This window comes from Klebsiella sp. CN_Kp066 (genome assembly GCF_040065135.1).
In the GTDB taxonomy this organism is placed as follows: Bacteria; Pseudomonadota; Gammaproteobacteria; order Enterobacterales; family Enterobacteriaceae; genus Klebsiella; species Klebsiella oxytoca.
The window spans coordinates 65,142-88,321 of the sequence record NZ_JBEAIU010000035.1 but is presented as its reverse complement, the minus strand read 5'-3'; the positions used below and the strand labels follow the sequence as shown (position 1 = coordinate 88,321).

At 53.9% G+C, this 23,180-nt stretch carries 22 protein-coding genes, 1 other RNA gene and 1 pseudogene; 10 read left to right on the top strand and 14 right to left on the bottom strand.

The window, feature by feature from the left end; all coding sequences use genetic code 11:
- Window positions 1–42: 42 nt before the first annotated feature.
- Window positions 43–1,275, bottom strand: coding sequence for a maltodextrin ABC transporter substrate-binding protein (locus ABLV75_RS13095; RefSeq protein ID WP_004099612.1), 1,233 nt, complete (start codon window positions 1,273–1,275; stop codon window positions 43–45).
- Window positions 1,276–1,628: 353 nt separating this feature from the next.
- Here ABLV75_RS13095 and ABLV75_RS13090 point away from each other — a divergent pair, with 353 nt between their 5' ends.
- Entirely contained in the window at window positions 1,629–2,738 is a 1,110-nt protein-coding gene (locus ABLV75_RS13090; protein WP_004099610.1) for an ABC transporter ATP-binding protein, read from the top strand.
- Window positions 2,739–2,987: 249 nt separating this feature from the next.
- Window positions 2,988–4,574: an EAL domain-containing protein gene (locus ABLV75_RS13085; RefSeq protein WP_004099608.1), complete on the top strand. Its 1,587-nt coding sequence runs from the start codon at window positions 2,988–2,990 to the stop codon at window positions 4,572–4,574.
- A 2-nt stretch (window positions 4,575–4,576) separates the two neighbouring features.
- Here the strand turns inward: ABLV75_RS13085 and ABLV75_RS13080 are convergent, their stop codons facing one another.
- Window positions 4,577–4,849, bottom strand: a complete 273-nt coding sequence (locus ABLV75_RS13080) for a metal/formaldehyde-sensitive transcriptional repressor (protein WP_004099606.1) — start codon at window positions 4,847–4,849, stop codon at window positions 4,577–4,579.
- Window positions 4,850–5,015: 166 nt separating this feature from the next.
- On the opposite strand from ABLV75_RS13080, the gene ABLV75_RS13075 reads away from it, so the two are divergent.
- Complete coding sequence (locus tag ABLV75_RS13075) at window positions 5,016–5,894, top strand: nickel/cobalt efflux protein RcnA (protein ID WP_032734249.1); 879 nt, start codon at window positions 5,016–5,018, stop codon at window positions 5,892–5,894.
- A gap of 46 nt (window positions 5,895–5,940) precedes the next feature.
- Here the strand turns inward: ABLV75_RS13075 and ABLV75_RS13070 are convergent, their stop codons facing one another.
- Together ABLV75_RS13070 and ABLV75_RS13065 are read right to left on the bottom strand one after the other, a co-directional pair.
- Window positions 5,941–6,294 (bottom strand): DUF1428 family protein, encoded by a 354-nt coding sequence (locus tag ABLV75_RS13070; RefSeq protein ID WP_004099602.1) that lies wholly within the window; start codon window positions 6,292–6,294, stop codon window positions 5,941–5,943.
- 92 nt (window positions 6,295–6,386) lie between these two features.
- Window positions 6,387–7,001 (bottom strand): membrane protein, encoded by a 615-nt coding sequence (locus ABLV75_RS13065; RefSeq protein WP_004099600.1) that lies wholly within the window; start codon window positions 6,999–7,001, stop codon window positions 6,387–6,389.
- An 87-nt stretch (window positions 7,002–7,088) separates the two neighbouring features.
- On the opposite strand from ABLV75_RS13065, the gene ABLV75_RS13060 reads away from it, so the two are divergent.
- The gene (locus ABLV75_RS13060; protein ID WP_004099599.1) at window positions 7,089–8,516 is read left to right on the top strand and encodes a PLP-dependent aminotransferase family protein; all 1,428 of its coding nucleotides are present in this window, start codon (window positions 7,089–7,091) and stop codon (window positions 8,514–8,516) included.
- 133 nt (window positions 8,517–8,649) lie between these two features.
- On the opposite strand, the gene ABLV75_RS13055 is transcribed toward ABLV75_RS13060, so the two are convergent.
- The 3 genes from ABLV75_RS13055 to ffs all read right to left on the bottom strand — a co-directional run bounded on the left by ABLV75_RS13055 (window position 8,650) and on the right by ffs (window position 9,530).
- On the bottom strand, window positions 8,650–8,865 hold the full coding sequence (locus ABLV75_RS13055; RefSeq protein ID WP_004099598.1) for a hypothetical protein: 216 nt from the start codon (window positions 8,863–8,865) through the stop codon (window positions 8,650–8,652).
- Complete coding sequence (locus tag ABLV75_RS13050; RefSeq protein WP_004099591.1) at window positions 8,862–9,119, bottom strand: hypothetical protein; 258 nt, start codon at window positions 9,117–9,119, stop codon at window positions 8,862–8,864. Before ABLV75_RS13050 ends, ABLV75_RS13055 begins: the two co-directional genes overlap by 4 nt.
- A 314-nt stretch (window positions 9,120–9,433) precedes the next feature.
- Window positions 9,434–9,530: signal recognition particle sRNA small type (gene ffs, locus ABLV75_RS13045), an RNA gene on the bottom strand.
- A gap of 255 nt (window positions 9,531–9,785) precedes the next feature.
- Between ffs and ABLV75_RS13040 the strand changes: the two are divergent.
- Both ABLV75_RS13040 and ABLV75_RS13035 read left to right on the top strand, forming a co-directional pair.
- Window positions 9,786–10,173, top strand: a pseudogene (locus ABLV75_RS13040) (dTDP-glucose pyrophosphorylase).
- Window positions 10,174–10,238: 65 nt separating this feature from the next.
- Entirely contained in the window at window positions 10,239–10,550 is a 312-nt protein-coding gene (locus tag ABLV75_RS13035) for an MGMT family protein (RefSeq protein ID WP_004099584.1), read from the top strand.
- Window positions 10,551–10,589: 39 nt separating this feature from the next.
- On the opposite strand, the gene ABLV75_RS13030 is transcribed toward ABLV75_RS13035, so the two are convergent.
- The gene (locus ABLV75_RS13030; RefSeq protein ID WP_004099583.1) at window positions 10,590–11,099 is read right to left on the bottom strand and encodes a YbaY family lipoprotein; all 510 of its coding nucleotides are present in this window, start codon (window positions 11,097–11,099) and stop codon (window positions 10,590–10,592) included.
- A 529-nt stretch (window positions 11,100–11,628) separates the two neighbouring features.
- Between ABLV75_RS13030 and tesB the strand changes: the two genes are divergently transcribed.
- Complete coding sequence (gene tesB / locus ABLV75_RS13025) at window positions 11,629–12,504, top strand: acyl-CoA thioesterase II (protein WP_004099582.1); 876 nt, start codon at window positions 11,629–11,631, stop codon at window positions 12,502–12,504.
- Between the two features lie 43 nt (window positions 12,505–12,547).
- Here the strand turns inward: tesB and ABLV75_RS13020 are convergent, their stop codons facing one another.
- Window positions 12,548–13,474, bottom strand: coding sequence for a LysR substrate-binding domain-containing protein (locus ABLV75_RS13020; RefSeq protein WP_004099580.1), 927 nt, complete (start codon window positions 13,472–13,474; stop codon window positions 12,548–12,550).
- A 171-nt stretch (window positions 13,475–13,645) separates the two neighbouring features.
- On the opposite strand from ABLV75_RS13020, the gene ABLV75_RS13015 reads away from it, so the two are divergent.
- Complete coding sequence (locus ABLV75_RS13015) at window positions 13,646–15,130, top strand: UbiD family decarboxylase (protein ID WP_004099579.1); 1,485 nt, start codon at window positions 13,646–13,648, stop codon at window positions 15,128–15,130.
- 108 nt (window positions 15,131–15,238) lie between these two features.
- Entirely contained in the window at window positions 15,239–15,979 is a 741-nt protein-coding gene (locus ABLV75_RS13010) for a DUF554 domain-containing protein (protein ID WP_004099577.1), read from the top strand.
- A 55-nt stretch (window positions 15,980–16,034) separates the two neighbouring features.
- Here the strand turns inward: ABLV75_RS13010 and amtB are convergent, their stop codons facing one another.
- The 5 genes from amtB to ABLV75_RS12985 all read right to left on the bottom strand — a co-directional run bounded on the left by amtB (window position 16,035) and on the right by ABLV75_RS12985 (window position 21,981).
- Window positions 16,035–17,321, bottom strand: coding sequence for an ammonium transporter AmtB (amtB, locus tag ABLV75_RS13005; protein WP_004099575.1), 1,287 nt, complete (start codon window positions 17,319–17,321; stop codon window positions 16,035–16,037).
- Window positions 17,322–17,354: 33 nt separating this feature from the next.
- Window positions 17,355–17,693, bottom strand: coding sequence for a P-II family nitrogen regulator (glnK, locus tag ABLV75_RS13000; protein WP_004099573.1), 339 nt, complete (start codon window positions 17,691–17,693; stop codon window positions 17,355–17,357).
- A gap of 243 nt (window positions 17,694–17,936) precedes the next feature.
- Window positions 17,937–19,715: a SmdB family multidrug efflux ABC transporter permease/ATP-binding protein gene (locus ABLV75_RS12995; RefSeq protein ID WP_049101433.1), complete on the bottom strand. Its 1,779-nt coding sequence runs from the start codon at window positions 19,713–19,715 to the stop codon at window positions 17,937–17,939.
- Complete coding sequence (locus ABLV75_RS12990; protein WP_017146492.1) at window positions 19,708–21,480, bottom strand: SmdA family multidrug ABC transporter permease/ATP-binding protein; 1,773 nt, start codon at window positions 21,478–21,480, stop codon at window positions 19,708–19,710. The genes ABLV75_RS12995 and ABLV75_RS12990 overlap by 8 nt, the downstream gene beginning before the upstream one ends.
- A 42-nt stretch (window positions 21,481–21,522) precedes the next feature.
- Window positions 21,523–21,981, bottom strand: a complete 459-nt coding sequence (locus ABLV75_RS12985; RefSeq protein ID WP_004099567.1) for an Lrp/AsnC family transcriptional regulator — start codon at window positions 21,979–21,981, stop codon at window positions 21,523–21,525.
- 115 nt (window positions 21,982–22,096) lie between these two features.
- On the opposite strand from ABLV75_RS12985, the gene ABLV75_RS12980 reads away from it, so the two are divergent.
- Window positions 22,097–23,149, top strand: a complete 1,053-nt coding sequence (locus ABLV75_RS12980) for a PLP-dependent cysteine synthase family protein (RefSeq protein ID WP_032727880.1) — start codon at window positions 22,097–22,099, stop codon at window positions 23,147–23,149.
- The last annotated feature ends 31 nt before the right edge of the window (window positions 23,150–23,180 follow it).

The window sequence follows — 23,180 nt, the reverse complement described above, 5'->3', positions numbered from 1 at the left end:
TGAAAACGGGAGGGCCTCCTCCCGTTCTGTTACTTCACCTGATTACTGATTGCTGGCCTGCATGGCTTCGATCTGCATCTTGATCTGCTTCTCGGCGTTATCCAGCGCCGCCTTCGGCTCCTGTTTATCGGTCAGGCTCAGCTCCAGGGCTGCGTTCGCCGGGCCCCATACCTCCCCCATTTCCGGTATTCCTGGCATTGCCGTCGCCCGTGCTGACTGCACCGCCACCGCGCTGGCCTTCTCGTCATTCTTAATCAGCGGATCGTCAATCATTGCCTTCAGCGGCGGGATTTCGCCGGTCGCCACATAGCGTGCTTTCACATACTGAGGCTGGTTAATAAACTCAATAAACTGCTGCGCCAGCGCTTTATCTTTACTCCACGTCGAAACCACGTAGCCCTTCACGCCGAGGAAGGAGCTCATCGGTTTGCCGTCCGGCAGCGTCGGCAGAGGCGCAACACCATAATTAATGCCTGCCGCTTCGTATGGCTGGAAAGCCCACGGGCCGTTAATCACCGCCGCCGCTTTCTTCTCGGTGAACAGGGAATCGATGGCGTTCAACCCGTTGTCACCGAGGATCCCTGCCGGGAAAACCTTATCGGTATAGAATTTTTTCAGGAAAGTGACTGCTTCCACTGCGCCGGGTTTGTTGAGACCGACATCCTGCGGGTTGAAGCCCCCTTTATCGTTTTTGCCAAAGATATAGCCGCCCATTGGACCGATAGCGCCCCAGCTGTAATAAATCTGGTCGAACTTCGCCAGCAGACCGTATTTCCCCTCTTCGCGCTGCTTCTTCGAATAGTCGAACCACGCCTGCAGGCTATCCAGCGGCTGGTCGATCAGATCTTTGTTGTAAATCAGTACCAGGGTTTCCACCGCTTTAGGTACGCCGTAAAGCACGTTATCCATATGGAAAGCGCTGATTGACGCAGGCGTAAACGCCTCCTGCTTCTCCTGATCCAGAGTCAATGGAGATAGCAATCCCTGGACAACCGCTCCGCCTAGCTGATCATTAGGGATCACCAGGACATCCGGGCCGATGCCCGCCGGACCATCAAGACGCAGCTTTTCCAGCTGTTGGGCGTACGGCATCTCCTGCACGTTCACCTTAACGTTGAACTGCTTTTCAAAATCACCGACTGCGGCTTTGATGCCGGCGGATTTTTTGATGTCTTCCCAAACGTTGAGCTGCCCGGCCGCGTGCGCCTGCAGGCTCGTTAGCTGCCCGGCAGCCAGAGTGGTAAGGATCAGTGCAGCAAGAGTGTTCTTTTTCATTATCAACCTCATGTGAAGGTATAACAATTTAATGGTTTTTATTAAGTAATGTGACTTCAGCAAATCTCTTAGCAAGTTGATTAACGGCAGTTCATAAACAAAACATCCGTCATGTTTGATTTGTTATACGCTACGCTTTGAAGGCTGATAAAACTACTGGAAGCTACTCGTTGTGTGATCATCATTGCAGAAATGAAACATCGTTGTATGGCGCTAAAACCGTGGAAGTTATAGTCGCTGCATGATTTTAGTGTCGTTGAGCATCGTTCGGCTGAATTGTTACACGTTATACAAATTCCGCATCGCAGCCCAAATCCCAACGGCAAAAATGGCTAACAATCCGGGGAGTGTTGATGTCCAATATACGACTGAGGAATGTCACCAAACGGTTCGGCAGTACGGTGACGCTGCATCAGGTAAATCTTGATATTGAAGATGGTGAATTTGCGGTGTTCGTCGGCCCGTCCGGCTGCGGTAAATCGACGCTACTGAGGATGATTGCCGGTCTTGAAGAGGTCAGCGAAGGTGAAGTGCTAATTGGCGATGAGGTGATGAATGATGTCGTTCCTGCCCATCGCGGCGTCGCTATGGTATTCCAGTCCTATGCGCTCTATCCGCATATGACGGTGGCGGAAAATATGGGCTATGGCCTGAAAGTGAACAAAGTACCAAAAGATGAAATTCGCCGTCAGGTTGAAATGGTGGCGAAAACGCTGCAGCTCTCTCATCTGCTGGATCGTAAGCCTAAGCAACTTTCTGGCGGTCAACGTCAGCGCGTTGCCATCGGCCGCGCTATTGTACGTAATCCACGGGTGTTTATGTTTGATGAACCCCTTTCTAACCTCGATGCCGAACTGCGCGTTGAGATGCGCCTGCATATCGCCAAACTCCATCACGAGCTCAAAACGACCATGGTTTATGTTACTCATGACCAGGTTGAAGCGATGACTCTCGCCGATAAAATCGTGGTGATGAACTACGGCAAAGTTGAGCAGATGGGATCGCCGATGTCGCTGTATTACAACCCGGTGAATAAATTCGTCGCGGGATTTATCGGTTCGCCGAAAATGAACTTCCTTCCCGCGACGGTTACCGCATGGCAGCCGGGCCAGCTTAGCGTGAAGATGGCGCAAGATCATAATCTGACGCTCAATATCACCACCTCACCGCTGCAGCCCGGCGCTGCCGTCACCCTCGGTATTCGTCCTGAACATCTCTCTACCGATGTGAATATCGGTACCGTGGTTGAGTTTCAATGTGAAGTGGTCGAGAGACTGGGTAATAACACCTATCTATTTGGCCAGTGCTACGGCCACGATAACGTCAAAATTCTGCTGCCAGGCGACGTTCACTTTCGCCCCTGGCAGAAAATCAGCGTTGCCTTCGACGATCGCTACTGCATGGTGTTCGACGAAAACGACCTGCGGATTAGCGCCGACATCGCCGCGCCGGATGCCCACTAAACGCAACATCTGGCTGTCATGATTGCGCTTTAGAATATGAACCTGTGCTGGCGATGCTTATTGGCTGCCAGCATACCAGCCCTCGTTTTTCTCCGCGCCGTTTACAGCTTCGGGCGTCGCGGATCATCCACTGTTAGCCCGAATTCGCTGCTCTCTCGCGGTTCGGGCCTTTTTATCCCGTTTACCTAATCGTCCTTTTTATCTTTCGCGTATACTCATCGCACCCCTTAATAAATTTAGGAAATGCTCATGACGACCCGGCATCAGGTGAGCCTGGTTACAGGGGTACTGATACTGGCCATTATTTTGCCGGTGGCGCTGAGTATTTGGTTGGCAATGCAGCAGGCCAAAGCGCAGTTTTATACCGGACTGGACAACTTTTCCGTTCGGGTACTGGCTCGCGTTCAGCAGGTAGCCGATCAGGCAAGAGAGGCGCTGAACGAAGCGGATGCCGATACCGCCGCGACCTGCAGTCCGCAGCATCTGCTTAATATGCGGCGGATTGCCTACACCCACCGCTACGTGCAGGAAGTGTTGTGGTTACATGGAGGTATTCCGCAATGCTCTTCTCTTGAAGATCATCGGGTATCAGTAACGTTTCCTGCTCCCGACCATATTACTGCCGACGGCTATCGTACCTGGCTCACCTCGGTTAGCGATCTCGGGCTACAGCATAAAATGACGGCAATGGGCAGCGAACATCATGTGGTGATGATCGATCCGGTTTCATTTATTGATGTGATTCCGTCAGGCCAGGAAGAGATTCACACTCTCTTGTTTGGCACGAAGCGCGATCAAATTATCATCAGCAGTAAACCGCTCGAGGCCGCCGCCTGGGAGCACATCAAGCGTCTGGATGTCGAAACCTTGACGCTTGATAGCACCGTTTATCGCCTCCGCCGCATCCCTGAACTAGGGCTGGCGATCGCGGCCTGGTCATCAACATTACCGCTACAGCAAAAATTACATCAACAGCTAATGCTGTGGTTGCCGATTGGTTTATGCACCAGCCTGCTGGCCTCATTCCTGCTTCTTCGCCTGCTGCGAAGGCTGCGCTCTCCGCGTTACGGGATGCTGGACGCGCTGAACTCCAATGCTATACAGGTCTATTATCAGCCTATTATTTCGCTACAGACTGGCAAAATCGCCGGCGCGGAAGCACTTGCCCGCTGGAGGCAGCCTGACGGTAGTTATTTATCGCCGGATATTTTTATCCCGCTTGCCGAACAGACCCGGCTGATAACCCGGTTAACCGAAGATATCGTGCGGAAAATTTTCGCCGATCTCGGAACCTGGCTGCGCCAGCGCCCGGAAGTGCATATTTCGATCAATTTATCTGTCGATGATTTGCGTTCGCCAACGCTGCCGATACTCCTGCAGGAGCAGCTCCAGCACTGGGGTATCAGCGCTCAGCAGATCATCCTTGAAATTACCGAGCGCGGCTTCGTTGACCCGCAAACCACTCTGCCCGTCATCGCCGGCTATCGTCAGGCCGGACACCGTATATCTATTGATGACTTCGGCACCGGCTACTCCAGCCTGAGCTATTTACAAAAACTGGACGTCGACACTCTGAAAATCGATAAATCGTTTGTCGATACGCTGGAGTACAAACCGCTGACGCCGCATATTATTGACATGGCGAAAGCGCTTAATCTGGCGACCGTCGCCGAAGGCGTCGAAACCGAAAGCCAGCGCGACTGGCTGCGCGTTCACGGCGTGCAGTACGCCCAGGGTTGGCTTTATAGCAAAGCGCTGCCAAAGGAGAAATTTATCCTGTGGGCTGAAAACAACCTGAAAGCGTATTCAACGCCGCCTGCGAAAAATACCTACTGAGCCTATTTCAGATAAGATTTAATCACCTGCATGACCACTTCAAGGTCAGCTTCACGCTGGCCTTCTTCCGGCTCTTTGACGACATGATCCGTTAAATGCCCCTGAATAACCTGCATCATCATGCCGTTTACCGCACCGCGAATGGCGGCCAGCTGCTGGAGAACCTCTGCGCATTCATGTTCGCGGTTGAGCATTTTTTCCAGCGCAGCGCTCTGCCCTTGAATTTTCTTCAGTCGGGTCAATAACATCTTCTTGTGACGAACAGTATGTGACATTACGCGCTCCACTCTTTGATGACTCGATCGTTTCCATTAACGACCCCCGTATGTAACAAGGCCAGCATACCATGCTCTACTCCCCGGGAGTATTTTTCTACCAGGGGGTAGTATTTATATACTAGGGGGGAGTAGCATGAGATCACTTTTGGCAAGGGACCACGTTATGAACGATTTCACTTCACTGCTGCAACAGGGGAATGCCTGGCTATTCATTCCCAGCGCGATCCTGCTCGGCGCGCTGCACGGTCTGGAGCCCGGACACTCGAAAACCATGATGGCGGCATTTATTGTGGCAGTGCGCGGAACGTTGAAGCAGGCTGTACTACTGGGGCTAGCGGCGACGGTATCGCATACGGCCGTGGTCTGGCTGGTAGCGATGGCAGGCCTGTGGTTTGGCCGCGGTTGGGATGCGCAAACGTCAGAACCCTGGTTTCAGCTGATCTCAGGGATCCTTATTGTGCTGATTGCCTGCTGGATGCTGCGGCGTACCTGGCTCGAATCTCGTACACACCAACGCGATCGTGATCATAACCATAACCATAACCATAACCATAACCATAACCATAACCATAACCATAACCACGACCACGACCACGACCACCATCATGCACACCATCATCCGCATCAACACCATCCTCACGCGCATCCGCTGGTGGCCACCGCAGAGTGGCAGGACGCCCATCAGCGCGCGCATGCGGAGGAGATCAACCGCCGCTTTAACGGACAGCGGGTCACCACCGGACAGATCGTTTTGTTTGGGCTGACGGGCGGGCTAATCCCCTGCCCGGCGTCAATTACCGTATTGCTTATTTGCCTCCAGTTAAAAAAGGTTTCGCTGGGAGCCACGCTGGTGCTGAGTTTTAGCGTTGGGCTGGCGCTCACCTTAGTGGCTTCAGGCGCAATTGCCGCCCTGAGCCTCAAGCACGTCGCCAACCGCTGGCCGGGACTAAACGATCTCTCACGGAAAGCACCGTGGATTTCCGGTGCGCTGATTATTGTGGTGGGTTGCTATATGCTGCTGCACGGCTGGCGTAATCTGTAGGGCTTCTATCGCCATCCCCACCGACTATGGGGATGGCAAAGATGAATTACTCATCGAGGAGCGGGGAAAACCCGCCGTATATCATTCGTTTTCCATCAAATGGCATATTTTCGCCAAACTCTTTCATCCGCGGGTCAGCCATCATTTTAGCGTTGGCGGCATCGCGCGCCTCTTTAGAGGGGTATTCAATCCAGCTGAATACCACCTCTTCATTATCTTCAGCTTTTACCGCCAGACGAAAATCGGTCAGCTTGCCATCCGGGACATCATCCGCCCAGCACTCGACCACGCGTATGGCGCCAAACTCTTTAAATAGCGGCAACGCCTTTGCCGCCATCGTGCGGTATGCCTCCTTATTTTCCGCCGGTACGGCAACAACAAAACCATCAACGTACTTCATGAGTATGCTCTCCGAAGTGAACAGTACCGCCGGGCAATCCGGCCGTATCTGCAGTGATAAGTTTAGTCTCCAGCGCGGATAGCAGCTTAATATCAGGAGATGGCCTCGCCCGGTTTCGCCAGCGCCTTACGTGCAGCCGACTGATGAAACCACGGCAGGCAGAGCTGAATCAACGGCCCAATGGTTATCGCATAGAGTACGGTTCCCACGCCAAATTTGCCGCCCATCATCCAGCCAATCAGCAGAACGGAAAGTTCAATCGCCGTGCGAATGCCGCGCAGCGACCATCCGGTACGTGCATGCAGTCCGGTCATCAGCCCATCGCGCGGACCGGGGCCGAAACCTGCGCCAATATACATTCCCGTCGCCAGCGCATTCAGTACGATAGCCCCGGCCAACAGCAGGCTACGCGCCACCAGCGATTCTAACGGCGGCAGGATAGCCAGAGTGGCGTTTGCCGCCAGGCCCAGCACAATCACATTGCTTACCGTGCCCAGCCCCGGCATTTGTCGTAGCGGGATCCACAGCAGCAGCACCGCCGCGCCCGTCAGAATCATCACCGTTCCGAAATCAAGATTGAACTGGTTGCCGATCCCCAGATGAAAAACATCCCACGGATCGGCCCCCAGATTGGCATGAACAAACAGCGCGGTCGACACGCCGTACAGGACCAGACCAATATAAAGTTGCAGCAAGCGACGTACCATTTTCCACCTCAGGACAATTGCGATTCCCCTCATCATCAGTAAAAATGGATTGATAATTAATGGCCAGTTTTAAAAAAGTGGATTGCTATGTCATCTCGTCGCTTTGGTTCACAATCGCTGGTGCGCCTGCTCGGTCACTGGCAGGAATCCGGTTCCCGCATGCCGCTCTGGCGTCAGCTGGCGGAAGCGCTGCGCCTGCTGATTCTCGATGGCCGCCTTGCGCTGGAAACCCGTTTGCCCGGCGAACGGGAGCTGGCGGCGGCGCTGAATATCAGCCGTACTACGGTTGCCAGCGCGCTTGGACAGCTACGGGAAGAAGGCTATCTCTACAGCCGTCAGGGAAGCGGTTCGCGGATCGCTTTGCCGGAGCGGACGGTGGAGATCAAGACCAATAAACCGGACTCGCCGTCGGTCAATCTGGCCGTCGCCGCGCTCAGCGCCGGGCCTGAAATTCATCAGGCTTTCAGCCAGGCCCTGAAAATCATGCCGCAGCACTTAGCCAATACCGGTTACGATCAGCAGGGTCTGCCGCTTCTGCGTGAAGCGATCGCCCACCGCTATAGCGAACGCGGCCTGCCAACCCGAAGCGATGAAGTAATGATTGTTAACGGGGCACTTAGCGGCCTGGCATTGGTTTTGCGCTTATTTACCGGGCCCGGCGATCGGGTGGTGGTGGATGCGCCGACTTATCCTATGGCGATTAGCGCGATTCAGGGAGCATCATGCCGCCCGGTCAGCGTGGCGTTACCGCAGCAGGGATGGGACTGCGACGGTTTAGCGGCGACAATTGCCCAAACGGCGCCGCGGCTGGCATGGCTGATGCCGGACTTTCATAACCCTACCGGTCGCTGTATGGATAGCCCCACGCGCCAGCGGGTAGCAGAGATCGCCGCGCAAACCCGCACCACGCTGGTAGTAGATGAAACGATGGTCGACCTATGGTACGACGCCCCGCCGCCGCCGCCTTTAGCATCGTATAATCCTGATGCTCCGGTGATAACCATCGGCTCTGCGGGAAAAAGCTTCTGGGGCGGTTTGCGCATAGGTTGGATCCGCGCATCCTCGCGCACCATTGCATCTCTGGTTCAGGCGCGGGACTCCCTCGATCTCGGCTCCCCGCTGCTGGAGCAGCTGGCCTGCTGTTGGCTGCTGGAGAATGAGAAAATGCTGTTGCCGTCGCGGCGCGCCATGCTGGCAACCCGTCGGGATATGTGCGGCGCGCTGATGGCGGAGTATTTTCCCCACTGGCGCTTCACGCCGCCGGAAGGAGGACTCTCTTTTTGGGTTGAGTTACCCGGGATGCTGGCAACGCTGTTTTCCGTTCGCGCGGAAAGCCGGGGAATTCACATCGGAACAGGAACGCGATTCGGCCTGGCGGGCGCCTTTGACCGCTATTTACGCTTACCGTTTACGCTTGCGGATGATGAACTACGTCACGCTTTTAATATATTGCAGCCGTTATGGCATAGTCTTACGGAGCAGAAAGAGAGCTTCCGCCCACGGAAAATTATTTAATAAAATATCGACGGGCTGGAGCCAGCCCGTCAAAAGCCATCATCCGTGATGCATATGAGATGTTTTTATAAAATTGCGCTTCAAGTTTGTCTTCGTGTCGTGTCAGTCCGATGACAAAAATGAAATATTTTCATTAATGCTGTCGCGGAATCGGAAAACCTTTAAGGGAAATAATAAAACCGTCTTCGTCTTTTTTAATTTTTGCGCCCGTATCACACCAGTCGGAGGCAATGCGAAAGAACTCATCACTACCGATATTCCAGTTCAGGCGTACATGCTTCACATAGCCGGAACGCAGCATGGCGCACGCTTCGCTATAGTTGCTGGCTGTAGAGAGTTGTTGTTTCATTTTTTCTTCTTCAGGAGTTTACGTAATGCTTTGATTTCTTTAGGGGTTAATGGAGATGCTTCCTCTTCGGTGTGCTGGCTATCAATATCTTCTTCCGAAACCCCCGCCTCGTCTGCTGATTCCGCTACCTGGAAGGCCAGCAGCAGCAATTTCTCCGTAGCTGTTCCTAAATTTTCGTTATTTTCTTCCGCATACTGACGCAGCTTTTCTTTTAACTCACTATCAATTTTGACGTTCAGAACCACAGTAGTCATAGTCACGCTTCCCGTGAAATATAATCATCATATAACTAATACACGAACTTAACATGCTGATCCAGAGATATATTTTTGGCTTATATCTAACAACAGTTTCCCATCAGTAATCTGCACCTGATATATGACATTAAGATGACAATAATATTTCACTTAAATTTCAAATTTATGACGTAGTGAATTTTTAGCATAAAAAAATGGAGTTTTAGAAACGAAATAAATTCACACTTTAATTAAGGATATTAACCATGAAGGGGATATGAAGCAGCTGATTTGTGCGAATCGCGCCAGGGATACGCTGAAATGGGTGGGGGCCCTGCCAGCTACATCCCGGCACACACGTCGTCTGCTCTGGCTGCTTCCTTCCGGACCTGACCTGGTAAACAGAGTAGCGTTGCGGGAGAACCAACAGAGCCCCCATTGAGAGCGCTAGTTACCTAACGCGCTGGCGCATTATCCCTGCTGAATCCTTGAATTGCAAGCCACCGCCGATCGGGTGCTGGTTTATTGTGCAAAGTCGCGTCTCCACAGGCTTTTCACGGTAAATGATCCCGCGCCCCTCAAGAGATTGCGAGCACACTCTCAGCGAAAATCCTTTCCGGCAGCCATAATGTGGATTATTCACCGCCCCTTTTATCATCAAGGCACGATCTCAACGGAATATAAATGAGTGAATCACCGCGTTCATCACCACCCTGACAATGCCGCCAATTCCTGAAGTGTCTGTGCCCTTCCACGGTTTACATTTTTTGCGTCCGGGACTGCTCATTGATTTTGTCACGATTAGCGCTAATCAGCTGCTGGCCGTCCCCCCGGTTGCGCTGCTCTACTCAACTTCTGGCGTCCTTCAGCACGCTGAATTACGTAAACTTCCCATCGAAGCCAGCGGTCTCGTGGTGTATCCGATATCACCCCTTAAGCTCCCGGCCACGCGCGCCAAACTGATGATTAACGCCCAAAGTTTCTTGAAGCCTTGCTAACCAATACGCCGCATGAAAATGCCCATAGTATGCTAGGTCTGGCGCTGGAATTCACCGTAGTAAACCCGGCTTAATCCACCCGCTGTACAGCCCATGATGTAACGCTTATTCTGAACTTTTACCGGCAACAGGACCTTCCATGGATTCTCACGATACTTTTCCGCAGCGCGTCTGGCAAATTGTCGCCTCAATACCAGAAGGATGCGTGGCGACCTACGGCGACGTTGCTCAGCTGGCGGGTTCACCGCGCGCGGCGCGTCAGGTTGGTGGGGTATTAAAACGTCTGCCGGAAGGTTCCACTCTCCCCTGGCATAGGGTGGTCAACCGTCACGGCGATATCTCTCTCACCGGGCCGGACCTGCAGCGTCAACGCCAGGCGCTATTAGCGGAGGGAGTCCAGGTGTCAGGCAGTGGGCATATTGATCTACAGCACTACCGCTGGATTTATTGAAGACAAAAAAATGCCCCTGAGAAGGGGCATGATGTGGAGTTACTGCACGGGCGGAACGTTGTTGTTCGCCACCGGTACCGCCGTTTGTTGGACCGGCACCAGCACCAGATCGGCACGGTTGCCGCCCTGGTTAATCACCGTCTGTACGGTATCGGTAATGAACATCAGCTGACCGTTAACGGTAATCGCCGCGCTGAGAAGAATGCGGGCATTAGGCTGGATTTGCGCCTGGTTATAGGGCAGAACAAAATTAAACGGCGCCTGCTTCCCTTCGGTCCTGACCGCTTTTTGCGCCAGCACGTGCGCAGGCGCATCGGCCAGCGACGCATCCGACAGAGTTACGGTCAATACTGCGTCCGGCGGTAACGCCACGCGCTGGCGAATATTGATAGTCCCGGATACGTTAGGCTGCTGCTGCGAGGAGCTTAGTGAAGCAATGCCATAAGGATCGGGCGCCGCCTGGTTCGCTGCATTGCTGTTGTGATTATTCGCACAGGCAGACAACGTAGCCGCTACGGCTATAGCACTTAACATATAGGCAAATTTCATTCTTTTCTCCTTTCATCCCTTTGAGCATGTTCGACCGCAATGCAATGCGGCGAAACATTTTCACCATGAATAAGTGTGGCACAGTTCTCAATTTTCGCCCGGAAAAGCGCCATATTCAGATTATTACTGCCTGCAACGTCCCGGCAGCAAAAGTGATACGGTGAGCATAATGCCGCTTTCTGGGGATCCTCTGTCGGCCGGAAACAGGGGTTATTACCACCTGCCGGAAGCAGCTAAAAGCAAATGAATCATCTCGTCTGGCGCGTAGCCTCGGCTCACAAGAGTGAAGATGGCGCCTCTTCCCCGTTTACGGGTTGGCCGCCACGAAAGCTCGCGCGGGGTTCTGAAACCAACAGGCGATGAATAGTTGCAACCATCCATAACTAACAATCCCGCAGCCTGGGAGATTTACGTCGGAAAAAACGTCCCTATTCAGTTTATTGCACCCATCGGACCACTTACGATTCCAGGTTATACTTTGCCTCAATAACGCGCTGCGCAAGGCAGTCATCATTGATTGAGGGTAATTATGAGTCAGGCATTAACCAATCTGCTGGCATTGTTAAATCTGGAAAAAATCGAAGAGGGATTGTTCCGCGGGCAGAGCGAGGATCTGGGATTACGTCAGGTCTTTGGCGGCCAGGTGGTCGGTCAGGCACTATATGCGGCAAAGGAGACCGTCCCCGCAGAACGCCTGATCCATTCGTTTCACAGCTACTTCCTGCGTCCCGGCGACAGCCAGAAACCCATCATCTATGATGTTGAAGTCCTGCGTGACGGCAATAGCTTCAGCGCCCGCCGGGTGGCGGCGATTCAGAACGGGAAGCCGATTTTCTACATGACCGCCTCATTTCAGGCGCCAGAACCCGGCTACGAACATCAGAAAACCATGCCAGCAGCCCCCGCGCCGGATGCGCTGCCCTCTGAAACGGACATCGCCCGCAAGCTGGCCCATCTGCTGCCGCCGCAGGTCAAAGAGAAATTTCTTTGCGATAAGCCGCTGGAGATTCGCCCGGTTGAATTCCACAACCCGCTGAAAGGTCACGTTGCAGAACCGACGCGTCAGGTCTGGATCCGCGCCAACGGCGCTGTACCGGAAGATCTGCGCATCCATCAGTCTCTACTGGGCTACGCTTCTGACTTCAATTTCCTTCCCGTTGCGCTGCAGCCGCACGGCGTCGGTTTTCTGGAACCGGGAATGCAGGTGGCCACCATCGATCACTCAATGTGGTTCCATCGCCCGTTCAACATCAACGACTGGTTGCTTTACAGCGTAGAAAGCACCTCCGCCTCCAGCGCGCGCGGTTTTGTCCGCGGCGAGTTCTATACGCAGGACGGTACGCTGGTGGCGTCGACAGTACAGGAAGGTGTCATGCGTAACCGAAGCCTTTTCCCAGCAAAATAGGCGCTTCCGCTGGTAAGCGCCAGGCTTAGCGTAAACCGCCAGCTTACTGGTCCGCCGTACATTGCGCTGACTGGTACTGCTGGCGGCCGGTAAGGTCCCGGGTATAGTTTATAAATCCGCGTAAAAGGTTATTTTGAGTATGCCGCCGCCAGCACAAGGTTAAGGTGGTTGTTGCATACGCTTCTTCCAGCAGACAGTAGCTCACGTCCGGCATGAGTACAGAGCTCTGCGTTTCAGGCACCAGCGCAACGCCCATGCCCATTGACACTAAACCGATAGCTACCGAAACATCACGCGTATACTGAATTTTCTGAGGAGTGAACCCGGCCTCCCGGCAGGCGCTAACCGCCGACCAGCCTAGCCCTACGCCGTAGGGATCCTTTTGCACAAAAAATTGCTCTTCGCGCAGCGATGCCAGAGAAATTTTTCGGCGATTGCCCAGTTCATGATTACGCGGCAAGACGGCAATAAGTGAACGAGTAGCGATATTCATATATTCCAGCTGTTCATATTGCGGTATCGGTGAGCGAACAAAAGCAATATCCAACCGTTTATCCAATAATAATGTTAATAAATCATGTGCGTTATGTTCTTCAATTATCAGATCGGTCTCGGGTTTCTTATATCGGTAATTTTTTATTAACAAAGTTAATGCCGGATCGAGAATAGATGAGCCAACATAACCCACTTTTAACTGCCCTTGATGCCCGCGACGCAAACTGTTTACACTTTCAAGAAACCTGTCGCAGTGGCCCAGAATAATCCGCGCTTCGTCAAGCAAAAATAGTCCCTCCGCGGTCAGTGAAACATGACGCCGATCGCGAACAAACAGCATTATGCCGAGCGCGTTCTCAAAGTTTTTAATCTGCTGCGTGAGCGCAGGCTGCGTCACGTTCAGCCTCAACGCCGCCTGCCCAAAATGCAGCTCTTCAGCCAGAACCACAAAGGCATGTAGTTGCCGATAATCCATAGCGTCCTCCTTGAAGTCACTAATAATAGGTCCTTATTAAAACAATGGGTAATGTTATTGGACTCTTATTTCTATTTATCGAAAATTAAGCCTGTCACGATGATTAAAAATCAGGGTCGGCGCTATATAGCCGCCGCTATCATCGTTTAGTAATACTTAAAGGAGAATTTAATGGTTAAGGAACAGCAAAAAGTGACCGATCTGCGTTCCGCATTGGCTGTATTAAGCCACTACGATGATGAACTGATCTATACCGATGAACCCGTTGATCCAATCGCAGAATTATCTGGCGTATATCGCTACGTCGGCGCACATGGCACCGTTCAGCGCCCCACACGAGTTGGCCCGGCCATGATTTTTAACAAAGTCAAAGGATACGATGATGTCAAAGTCTTGATCGGCTTGCTTTGCTCGCGCAAGCGCGTCGCCCGCCTTTTTGGCACCACGCCTGAAAACCTGGCTTTTATGCTTAAAGATTCCGTCGCCAATCCTATTGCGCCGATTGTTATTCCACGCGACCAGGCCGTATGTCAGGAAGTTATCCACCTGGCGACCGATCCTGACTTTGATATCCTGAAAATCTTGCCCGCGCCAACTAATACCCCGGAAGATGCTGGCCCGTACTTTACGCTGGGCATGTGCTACGCCGCCGATCCAGAAACTGGCGAGCATGACGTCACGATCCATCGCTTGTGCGTCCAGAGCAAAGATGAAATCTCAATGTATTTCGTTCCGGGACGCCACCTTGATACTTTTCGCCAGAAAGCGGAAGCCGCCGGAAAAGCCCTGCCTATCTCCATTAGTATTGGCGTCGATCCGGCAATTGAAATCGGTGCCTGCTTCGAGCCCCCGACAACGCCTTTAGGTTTTGACGAGCTATCAATTGCCGGTAGCTTGCGCAACCAGGCAGTAGAACTCACCGATTGTGTCAGCGTGAATGCACTGGCTATCGCTAATGCCGAAGTCGTCATCGAAGGCGAGCTCTTGCCTGACGTAAGGGTCCGTGAAGATCAGAACACTGATACAGGTAAAGCCATGCCAGAGTTTCCTGGCTATACCGGCAGCGCCCAGGCGCAGGTGCCGGTCATCAAAGTCAAAGCCATTACTCATCGCCGTCATCCAATCCTGCAAACCTGCATCGGGCCAAGCGATGAGCACACCAATCTGGCCGGTATCCCAACGGAAGCCAGTATTTTACAAATGGTTGAAAAGGCACTGCCCGGCTTCGTGCAGAACGTTCATTGCCCCTCGCCGGGCACGGGCAAGTATCTCGCCGTTTTACAGGTAAAAAAACGCGGACCAGCAGATGAGGGCAGGCAGCGTCAAGCCGCACTTCTCGCATTTTCAGCTTTCTCAGAATTGAAGCATGTCATGTTGGTTGATGAGGATGTGGATGTATTTGATATTAACGATGTGATGTGGGCAATGACAACGCGTTACCAGGGGGATGTCAGTACTATTTTTATTCCCGGAGTACGCTGTCACCCGCTCGATCCTTCATCCGACCCAGCATTCAGCCCGTCAATACTCGGCCACGGAATCGCCTGTAAAACAATTTTTGACTGTACCGTTCCCTGGAACCTGAAAGAGAATTTTCAGCGCAGCAAATTCCTTGAAGTGGATGTCAATCGCTTTATTCCCGGCTTCAAAAAATAGTCGCTCACTTTTGGCAGGTTCGCAATCCGCAAAACCTGCCGGAAAGTGAGTGCGTTTGCGGTCCGACAACAGCAAGCGATATTTCGCAAATACTAACAAGGAAAAACAATGATTGGGCCAATCATTAACTCTACTTCAACGCTTATCGGCGGGATCGTCGGCGGCTTAATTGGGGATCGATTAAGTGATAAATTCCGTACCGCGCTGCCTCTGACTTTTGGCGCAGCCTCCATGGGAATGGGGATTACGGTTATTATCAAATTACATGCACTACCCGTTGTTGTCGCCTCGTTACTCTTCGGCGCAATTATCGGTGAAATATTTTCTATCGAGAGAAACATTGGCCGTGGCGCATCAAAACTACGTTTTATCATTGATAAAATTGCCCCGCAGAAAAGCGGCAGCACGTTATCGCAAGAGGAGTATCTCGACAAATTCGTTGGAATTCTGGTGCTCTTCGTGGCTTCGGGAACGGGCATCTTTGGCGCTATGCAGGAAGGAATAACCGGCGACATATCGATACTGTTAACTAAATCATTTCTCGATATCCTGACTGCCGGTATTTTTGCCACCCTGCTTGGTCTTTCGGTCGCCACTATCGCGATCCCGCAATTTATCGTCCAAATGATTCTGCTCTTAATCGGGCAATCAATAATGCCAATGCTAACGCCTGATATGGTTGCTGATTTCTCCGGGTTAGGCGGATTTATTATGTTTGTGACGGGTTTGAGAATTTGCGGTATTAAATCATTCCCGGTCGCCAATTTACTGCCAGGTCTGATCATCGTCATGCCCCTCTCCTGGCTTTGGGTCTCAACGCTATTGCCCTGGATCCAATCGATTAGCTAACCATGCAAAAAGCGGAGCCTGGCTCCGCTTTTACGATTAACAAGGTAACGATGAATCAGGCGTTGTAGGCGTTTTCGCCGTGGCTGTTGACGTCCAGACCTTCACGCTCTTGATCTTCCGGTACGCGCAGGCCAACGGTCATATCGGCGACTTTGTAACCAATAAAGGCGACCACGCCGGACCAGACGATGGTGATACCGATACTTTCCAGCTGTACCAGAACCTGGTGGCCCATGGTCACGCCTTCCGCATAACCGACGCCGCCCAGAGAAGTCGCGGCGAAGATACCGGTCAGGATGCATCCGACGATACCGCAGACACCGTGGACGCCAAACACATCGCACGGGTCATCAACGCGCAGCCAGCGCTTCAGTACGGTGACACCCCACAGACCCGCCAGACCCGCGGCAATCCCCACGATCAGAGACCCGCCGACGCCGATGTAACCACAGGCCGGAGTGATGCCGACCAGACCGGCAATCGCCCCTGAACAGGCGCCCAACAGAGACGGCTTGCCGCGGGTTGCCCACTCGCCGAAGGTCCACGCCAGGATAGCCGCCGCTGTGGCAACCACGGTGTTAACGAAAGCCAGACCGGCAATTTCGTTCGCCGCGCTGGCTGAACCCGCGTTAAAGCCAAACCAGCCAACGTAGAGGATAGCGGTGCCGGTGAATACCATCGGCAGATTATGCGGTTTGAACGCTTCTTTACCAAAGCCCACGCGTTTACCCATCATATAAGCGCCCACCAGCCCGGCAACCGCGGCGTTAATGTGTACAACCGTTCCGCCGGCGAAATCAAGCGCGCCGTGGGTAGCCAGCAGACCACCGCCCCATACCATATGGGCGATCGGGATATAAGAAAGCGTCATCCACACCACAACAAAAATCAGTACCGCAGAGAAACGAATACGTTCCGCCAGCGCGCCGACGATCAGTCCGACGGTGATACAGGCAAACGAGCCCTGGAAGGCAACGTGGATGTATTGATAGAAGCTGCCCATCAGCGCTTTCAGCTCAATATTCTTCAGCAGCACCCAGTCGAAGTTGCCGAAGAAGCTGCCGCCGGTACCGAAAGCCAGCGTGTAGCCATAAACCACCCATAGCACGCAGACCAGTGCAAAGGTGACGATAACCTGCGTCAGCATGGAAAGAACGTTTTTACCGCGGATTAGCCCGCCGTAGAACAGCGCGATGCCCGGAATGGTCATAAACAGCACCAGCGCGGTGCAAATCATCATAAAGGCGTTGTCGGCTTTATCCGCTACCGCCGGTGCGGCCATCGCCAGCCCCGGAAGAAGAGCCAGCGCTCCCAGACCTGTCTTCATTGTTGCTATCTTCATTGTTTCGTTCCCCATCACTGTGTGGTCTGAAAGTTACAGTGCCGCTTCGTCAGATTCGCCGGTACGGATGCGAATGACGCGCTGCAGCTCGGCGACAAAAATTTTGCCGTCGCCAATCTTTCCGGTGTAAGCCGCTTTACTGATGACATCGACGACTTCATCCAGCTGATCGTCGGCAATCGCGACGTCAATCTTCACTTTCGGCAGAAAATTGACGCTATATTCGGCGCCGCGATAGAGCTCCGCGTGGCCTTTCTGACGGCCAAACCCTTTAACCTCAGTGACCGTCAGGCCCTGAATCCCCATTGAAGATAATGCTTCACGCACGTCTTCCAGTTTGAATGGTTTGATTACCACGGTAACCAGCTTCATAAGTCCCCTCCAGTCAGAATTCGGTAATGGCCGCAGCTAACACGAATCTAATAAAGCAAGGGCTATGCCAGAAATGAAAAAGGGCCGCCAGGCGGCCCTTTTTGAGGAGGAAAAAGAAGAATCAGGCGGAAACGAAGCGGAAAAAAGCCGCTTTAGCCTTAAAATGCACCATTTCAGTGCGCATTCTGTGACGTTTTTGCACCACCGGAAACCGCAAAGCAGAAGCTGCCTGTTTATGGTGCATCAGGCGATAAGCGACTCTTCCTGCGAGCTGGCGGCCAGTTCTTCACCCGCCAGCTGCAGCTGATACATCTGCCAGTAGCGGCCTTTGGCCGCCAGCAGCTGCTGATGGTTGCCGCGCTCGACGGCCTGCCCCCGATACAGCACCAGGATCGTGTCAGCCTCAACGATAGTCGATAAGCGGTGCGCAATGACCACCAGCGTCGTATGCTCGCGCACCCGTACAAGCGCCTGCTGAATCGCCTGTTCGGTGCCAGAATCAATATTAGCCGTCGCCTCATCAAGTATCAGCACCTGCGGCGTATCGACAAGCACCCGCGCCAGCGCAAGCAGCTGTTTCTGCCCAACGGAGAGATTGTTCCCCTGCTCGCCCAACTGAGTATAAATACCGTTTTCCATTTCACGGGCCAGCTCCGCCAGCTGTACCGCCTCCAGCGCCTCCCAGACCTGCTCTTCGCTGATGTCTCGACCGAGGGTAACGTTGGCATAGAAGGTGTCAGCCAGCACCACCGGATCCTGCTGCACCATCGCAATCCCCTGACGCAGCGCGCTGTGGCTTAAGGACGACAGCGGACGACCATCGATGCGAATCTCTCCCTGAGTTAACGGGTAGTAGCCCATCATCAGGCTGGCCAGGGTGCTTTTACCGCTCCCGGTATGGCCGACCAGCGCCACAAAGCTGCGCGACGGTATGTCGAGATTGATATCCTGCAACACAAGGCTATCGTCACGGTAGGCAAAAGAGAGATGCTCGATAGTAATCGAGCCGCTGCGCAACGGTTCGCTATCGTCGCCCCACGCCTGACGCGGTTTGTCCATCAGTTCGAAAACGCGCTCGCCCGCGACGACCGCCTGCTGCAGCATTGATTGCTGGGTCGTCAGTTCGATCAGCGGCTCGTTTAGCCGTCCAAGATAGCTAATAAAAGCGTACAGAACCCCAACCTCAATCGTTCCGCTGCTGCTGAAACCAAACAGCATCAACAGACCACAGAGTATTAATGAAGAGAACAGGCTCAGCAGCGGGCGCAGCAGGAAACCATCAAGGCGCAGAGTTTGCATACGCGCCAGATAGTGCGCGTAGCTGGCCTCGCGCATCCGTTCGCCGAACCGCGCCTGCTGACGGAACTGCTGAATAACGCCCATTCCGTTAATCACTTCATTAAAACCGTCGTTGATATCCGCCAGCCACGCGCGAACCCGCCTGACGATGGGCGTACTGTAGCGTTGATAAATCATCATCACGATCAGTACTGCCGGGAAAATAGCAATAGCCACCAGCGCCATTCGCCAGTCAAGGCTGAACATCGCCACCAGCATCGCGCCAATCAAAGCCGCGCTACGCAGGACGGTAGCCACGACGGTCACATAGAGATCGCGAATCACTTCGGTATCGTTGGTCACCCGCGAGATGAGCTGCCCGACCGGCTGGGTATCAAACTCGCTGAGCGGCTGACGCAGGGCGGCGTCCATGACGTCGCTGCGCAGCTGTTGCACCACGCCCACCGCCGCGCGGTTAAACAGCAGCGCCTGGCAGTAATGCAGACCCGCGGCGAGGAGTTGCAGGCCGATGTAGGCTGCGGCCAGGCCGCAGACCAGCTTCAACGGCAGCGAGTTCTTCGCTACCATATTGTCGATAAAGTAGCTGATCAGCAGCGGGCCGCTCACCTCCGCCACCGCCGCGACCCACATGATAGCAACCGCTATCGTTAACGGTTTACGCCACGGAGAGCCGTAGGCCAGCAGGCGCTTTAATGTCGGCCAGAGTTCAGTAAAACTACGCACCGGCGACCTCCTCATCTTCCAGCGGAACATCATCCAGCGCCGCTTCCAGCTGCTGATAACGGTACATATCGCGATACCAGCCCGGCTGCGTCGCCAGCGCCTCATGACGACCGCGCTGGGCAACATGCCCATGCTGCATTACCAGAATTTCGCTGGCCTCGGTCAACGCCGACAGGCGATGAGCGCTGATAATTACCGTCCGCCCCTCACCCCACTGGCGAAGGTTGTGCAATATCTGATGCTCCGTTCGACCATCCACCGCCGACAGCGCATCATCCAGGATCAGGATCTCCGCCTCCAGCAGCAGCGCGCGGGCGATGGAAATACGCTGTTTTTGCCCCCCGGAAAGCATAACGCCGCGCTCGCCGACTTCGGTGTTATACCCCTGCGGCAGGCGCAGGATATCCTCATGCACGCTGGCGAGCCGGGCAACGCGTTCGATTTGCTCCTGCGTGGCGTCCGGTTTACCGAGAGCAATATTGCTGGCGACGGTATCGGAGAACAGGAACGGCGTCTGATTGACTACCGCCAGCCTGGCGCGCCAGCTATCCAGCTGCAGTCGGGTCAGGGGAACGTCATGAAAGCGGATATCGCCATCGGTAACGTCAAAATGACGCTGAATCAGTGCCAGAATCGTGCTCTTACCGGAGCCGGTTGGGCCGCAAATTCCCAGCATTTGCCCGGGCTGGAGCGTAAAGTTAACTTTTTCCAGCGAGGCCTTGTTCGCCTGCGGATAGATAAACTCGCGCACGGCGACGCTAAGCGTACCGCGCCCTTCCGGCGTCGGCTCGCTGCCGTCGTTCACTACCGGCGCCTCCTCCAGCATGGTGCGAATGCGCGCGTAGGCCGCGCTGCCGCGCTCCACGATGTTAAACATCCATGCCAGAGCCAACATTGGCCAGATCATCAGGCCGAGGTACATCACAAAGCTGGTGAGCTGACCCAGGGTCAGGCTGCCCTGGATCACCATCCAGCTGCCGCCGCCGATAGCCAGCAGGTTAGCGGTCCCGATAGCGATATAAATCGTCGGATCGAAGCGAGCATCAATGCGCGCCACGCGCATATTTTTCGCCCCGGTATCCGCAGCGTCGGCAGCAAACTGCGCCGACTGTCGGTCTTCAAGACCAAAAGCTTTGATCATGCGAATGCTGGTCAGGCTCTCCTGGGTGCGGTCATTGAGGCTGGAGAAGGCCGCCTGAGCGACGCGAAAACGCTCGTGTAATGCATCGCCGTTACGCTTAATCGCCAGCGCCATCAGCGGCATCGGCAGCAGCGCCAGCAGAGTGAGCTGCCAGCTGATTTGCGTCGACATCACAATCAGCACCGCGCAGCCCATCACCAGTGAATCCACCAGCGTCAGCACCCCCTCACCGGCGGCGAACACCACCCGATCCACGTCGTTGGTTGCGCGAGCGATGAGATCGCCGGTACGGTGGCGCAGGTAAAAGGCCGGATGCTGGCGGCTGAGCTGGCGATAGAAATCCTCACGTAGCTCGACGGCCAGCTGATACGATGCGCCGAACAACAGCACGCGCCAGACATAGCGCAACAGATAGACCATCACCGCAATAACGACCAGCAGGCCAATCCACATCCACACCTTTTCCGCGGTGTAATGTTGTTTTGTTACGCCGTCAACCACGATGCCCACCACTTTCGGCGGCACCAGTTGCAGGATGGCAATAATAATCAGCAGAGCAATAGCGCCGAGGTAACGGCGCCACTCCCGGCGGAAATACCAGCTAAGTTGGGCAAATAATCGCAAGCAGTTAAATCCTGAGTGTGTAATTCGTAGCGGCTGCTGCCGTTAATCAATAGGCAAGGCTGTAGTGTATTTTATCTGTTCCATGGCAAAACTCGAAGTGACATCCGAGAGTCCCGGCACGCTGTTAACCAGACGTTTATAAAAATCATCATAGTTCTTCATATCCGCCACCTGGACCCGCAGCAGATAGTCATACTCGCCGGCCATACGCCAGAAGCCGAGGACTTCCGCCATCTGCGAGACCTCGCTGACAAAGCGGCAATACCAGTCGCTACTGTGGTGCTGAGTCTTAATCAGTACAAACGCCGTCAGCCCAAGCCCGACCTTTTCCGCATCCAGCAGCGCGACGCGCCCGCGAAGAATACCTTCGTCTTCCAGCCGCTTCAGCCGCTTCCAGCAGGGCGTGGTAGTCAGATTAACGGCATCGGCCAATGCCTGCAAAGAGAGGGTGCAGTCGGTTTGCAGTAAAGAAAGCAGCTTACGATCAATTTTATCTAACATTGGGCGCCTCAGGAGAAAAATTTACTCCTTTTATTGTAATTGAAAGGCTAAATGGCAACAATTTTTCCTTCGATTTCCGCTAAGCTGGGCACAAAATGACAAACAGGAATTTGAGATGAACAGCGCCTGGGTAAAACACGCGATTAGTGAAATTAATGCCGATTATCAGCGTTCCGCCGACACGCACCTTATACGTCTGGCGCTGCCGGCGTTCCCTGGGATCCAACTCTATCTGAAGGATGAAAGCACCCATCCAACCGGTAGCCTGAAGCATCGCCTGGCCCGCTCGCTGTTTCTGTATGGCTTGTGCAACGGCTGGATTAAAGAAGGAACGACGATTATCGAATCCTCTTCCGGTTCGACCGCCGTCTCTGAAGCTTACTTCGCTCGTCTCTTAGGCCTGCCGTTTATCGCCGTGATGCCTTCCTGTACGGCAAAGCGTAAAATTGAACAAATTGAGTTTTACGGCGGTCGCTGCCATTTCGTCGACAGCGCCTGTGAAATCTATGCCGCCTCCGAAACGCTGGCGCGCGAGCTGAACGGTCATTATATGGATCAGTTTACCTTTGCCGAACGGGCTACCGACTGGCGAGGGAATAATAATATCGCCGACAGTATCTTCCGTCAGATGAGCCATGAGCCGCATCCGCAGCCGTCGTATATTGTGATGAGCGCGGGCACCGGCGGTACCTCTGCGACTATCGGACGCTATATTCGCAGTCAGGGTTACGATACGCAGCTGCTGGTGGTTGATCCGCAAAACTCCGTGTTTTTGGACTACTGGCAAAGCCGCGACGCCAGCCTGCGCAGCCCGGTCGGCAGTAAAATTGAGGGCATTGGCCGGCCGCGCGTCGAACCATCGTTTATTCCCGACGTGGTCGATGAGATGCTGCGGGTACCGGATGCCGCCAGCATCGCCACCGCGCTATGGCTGGAAACGCTGCTTGGGCGCAAGGTCGGCGCCTCAACCGGCACCAACATGTGGGGCGTACTGCAGCTGGCCGTACGGATGCGCGAAGAGGGACGCACCGGCTCTATCGTCACGCTGCTGTGCGACAGCGGCGAACGTTATCTGGAAAGCTACTACAACCCGCAGTGGGTGGCGGCCAATATCGGCGACGTCTCTCCCTGGCAGGCGCAAATTGCGCAAATGCTGCAGGCAAAATAAAAAAAGCCAGATATCACAGGATATCCGGCTT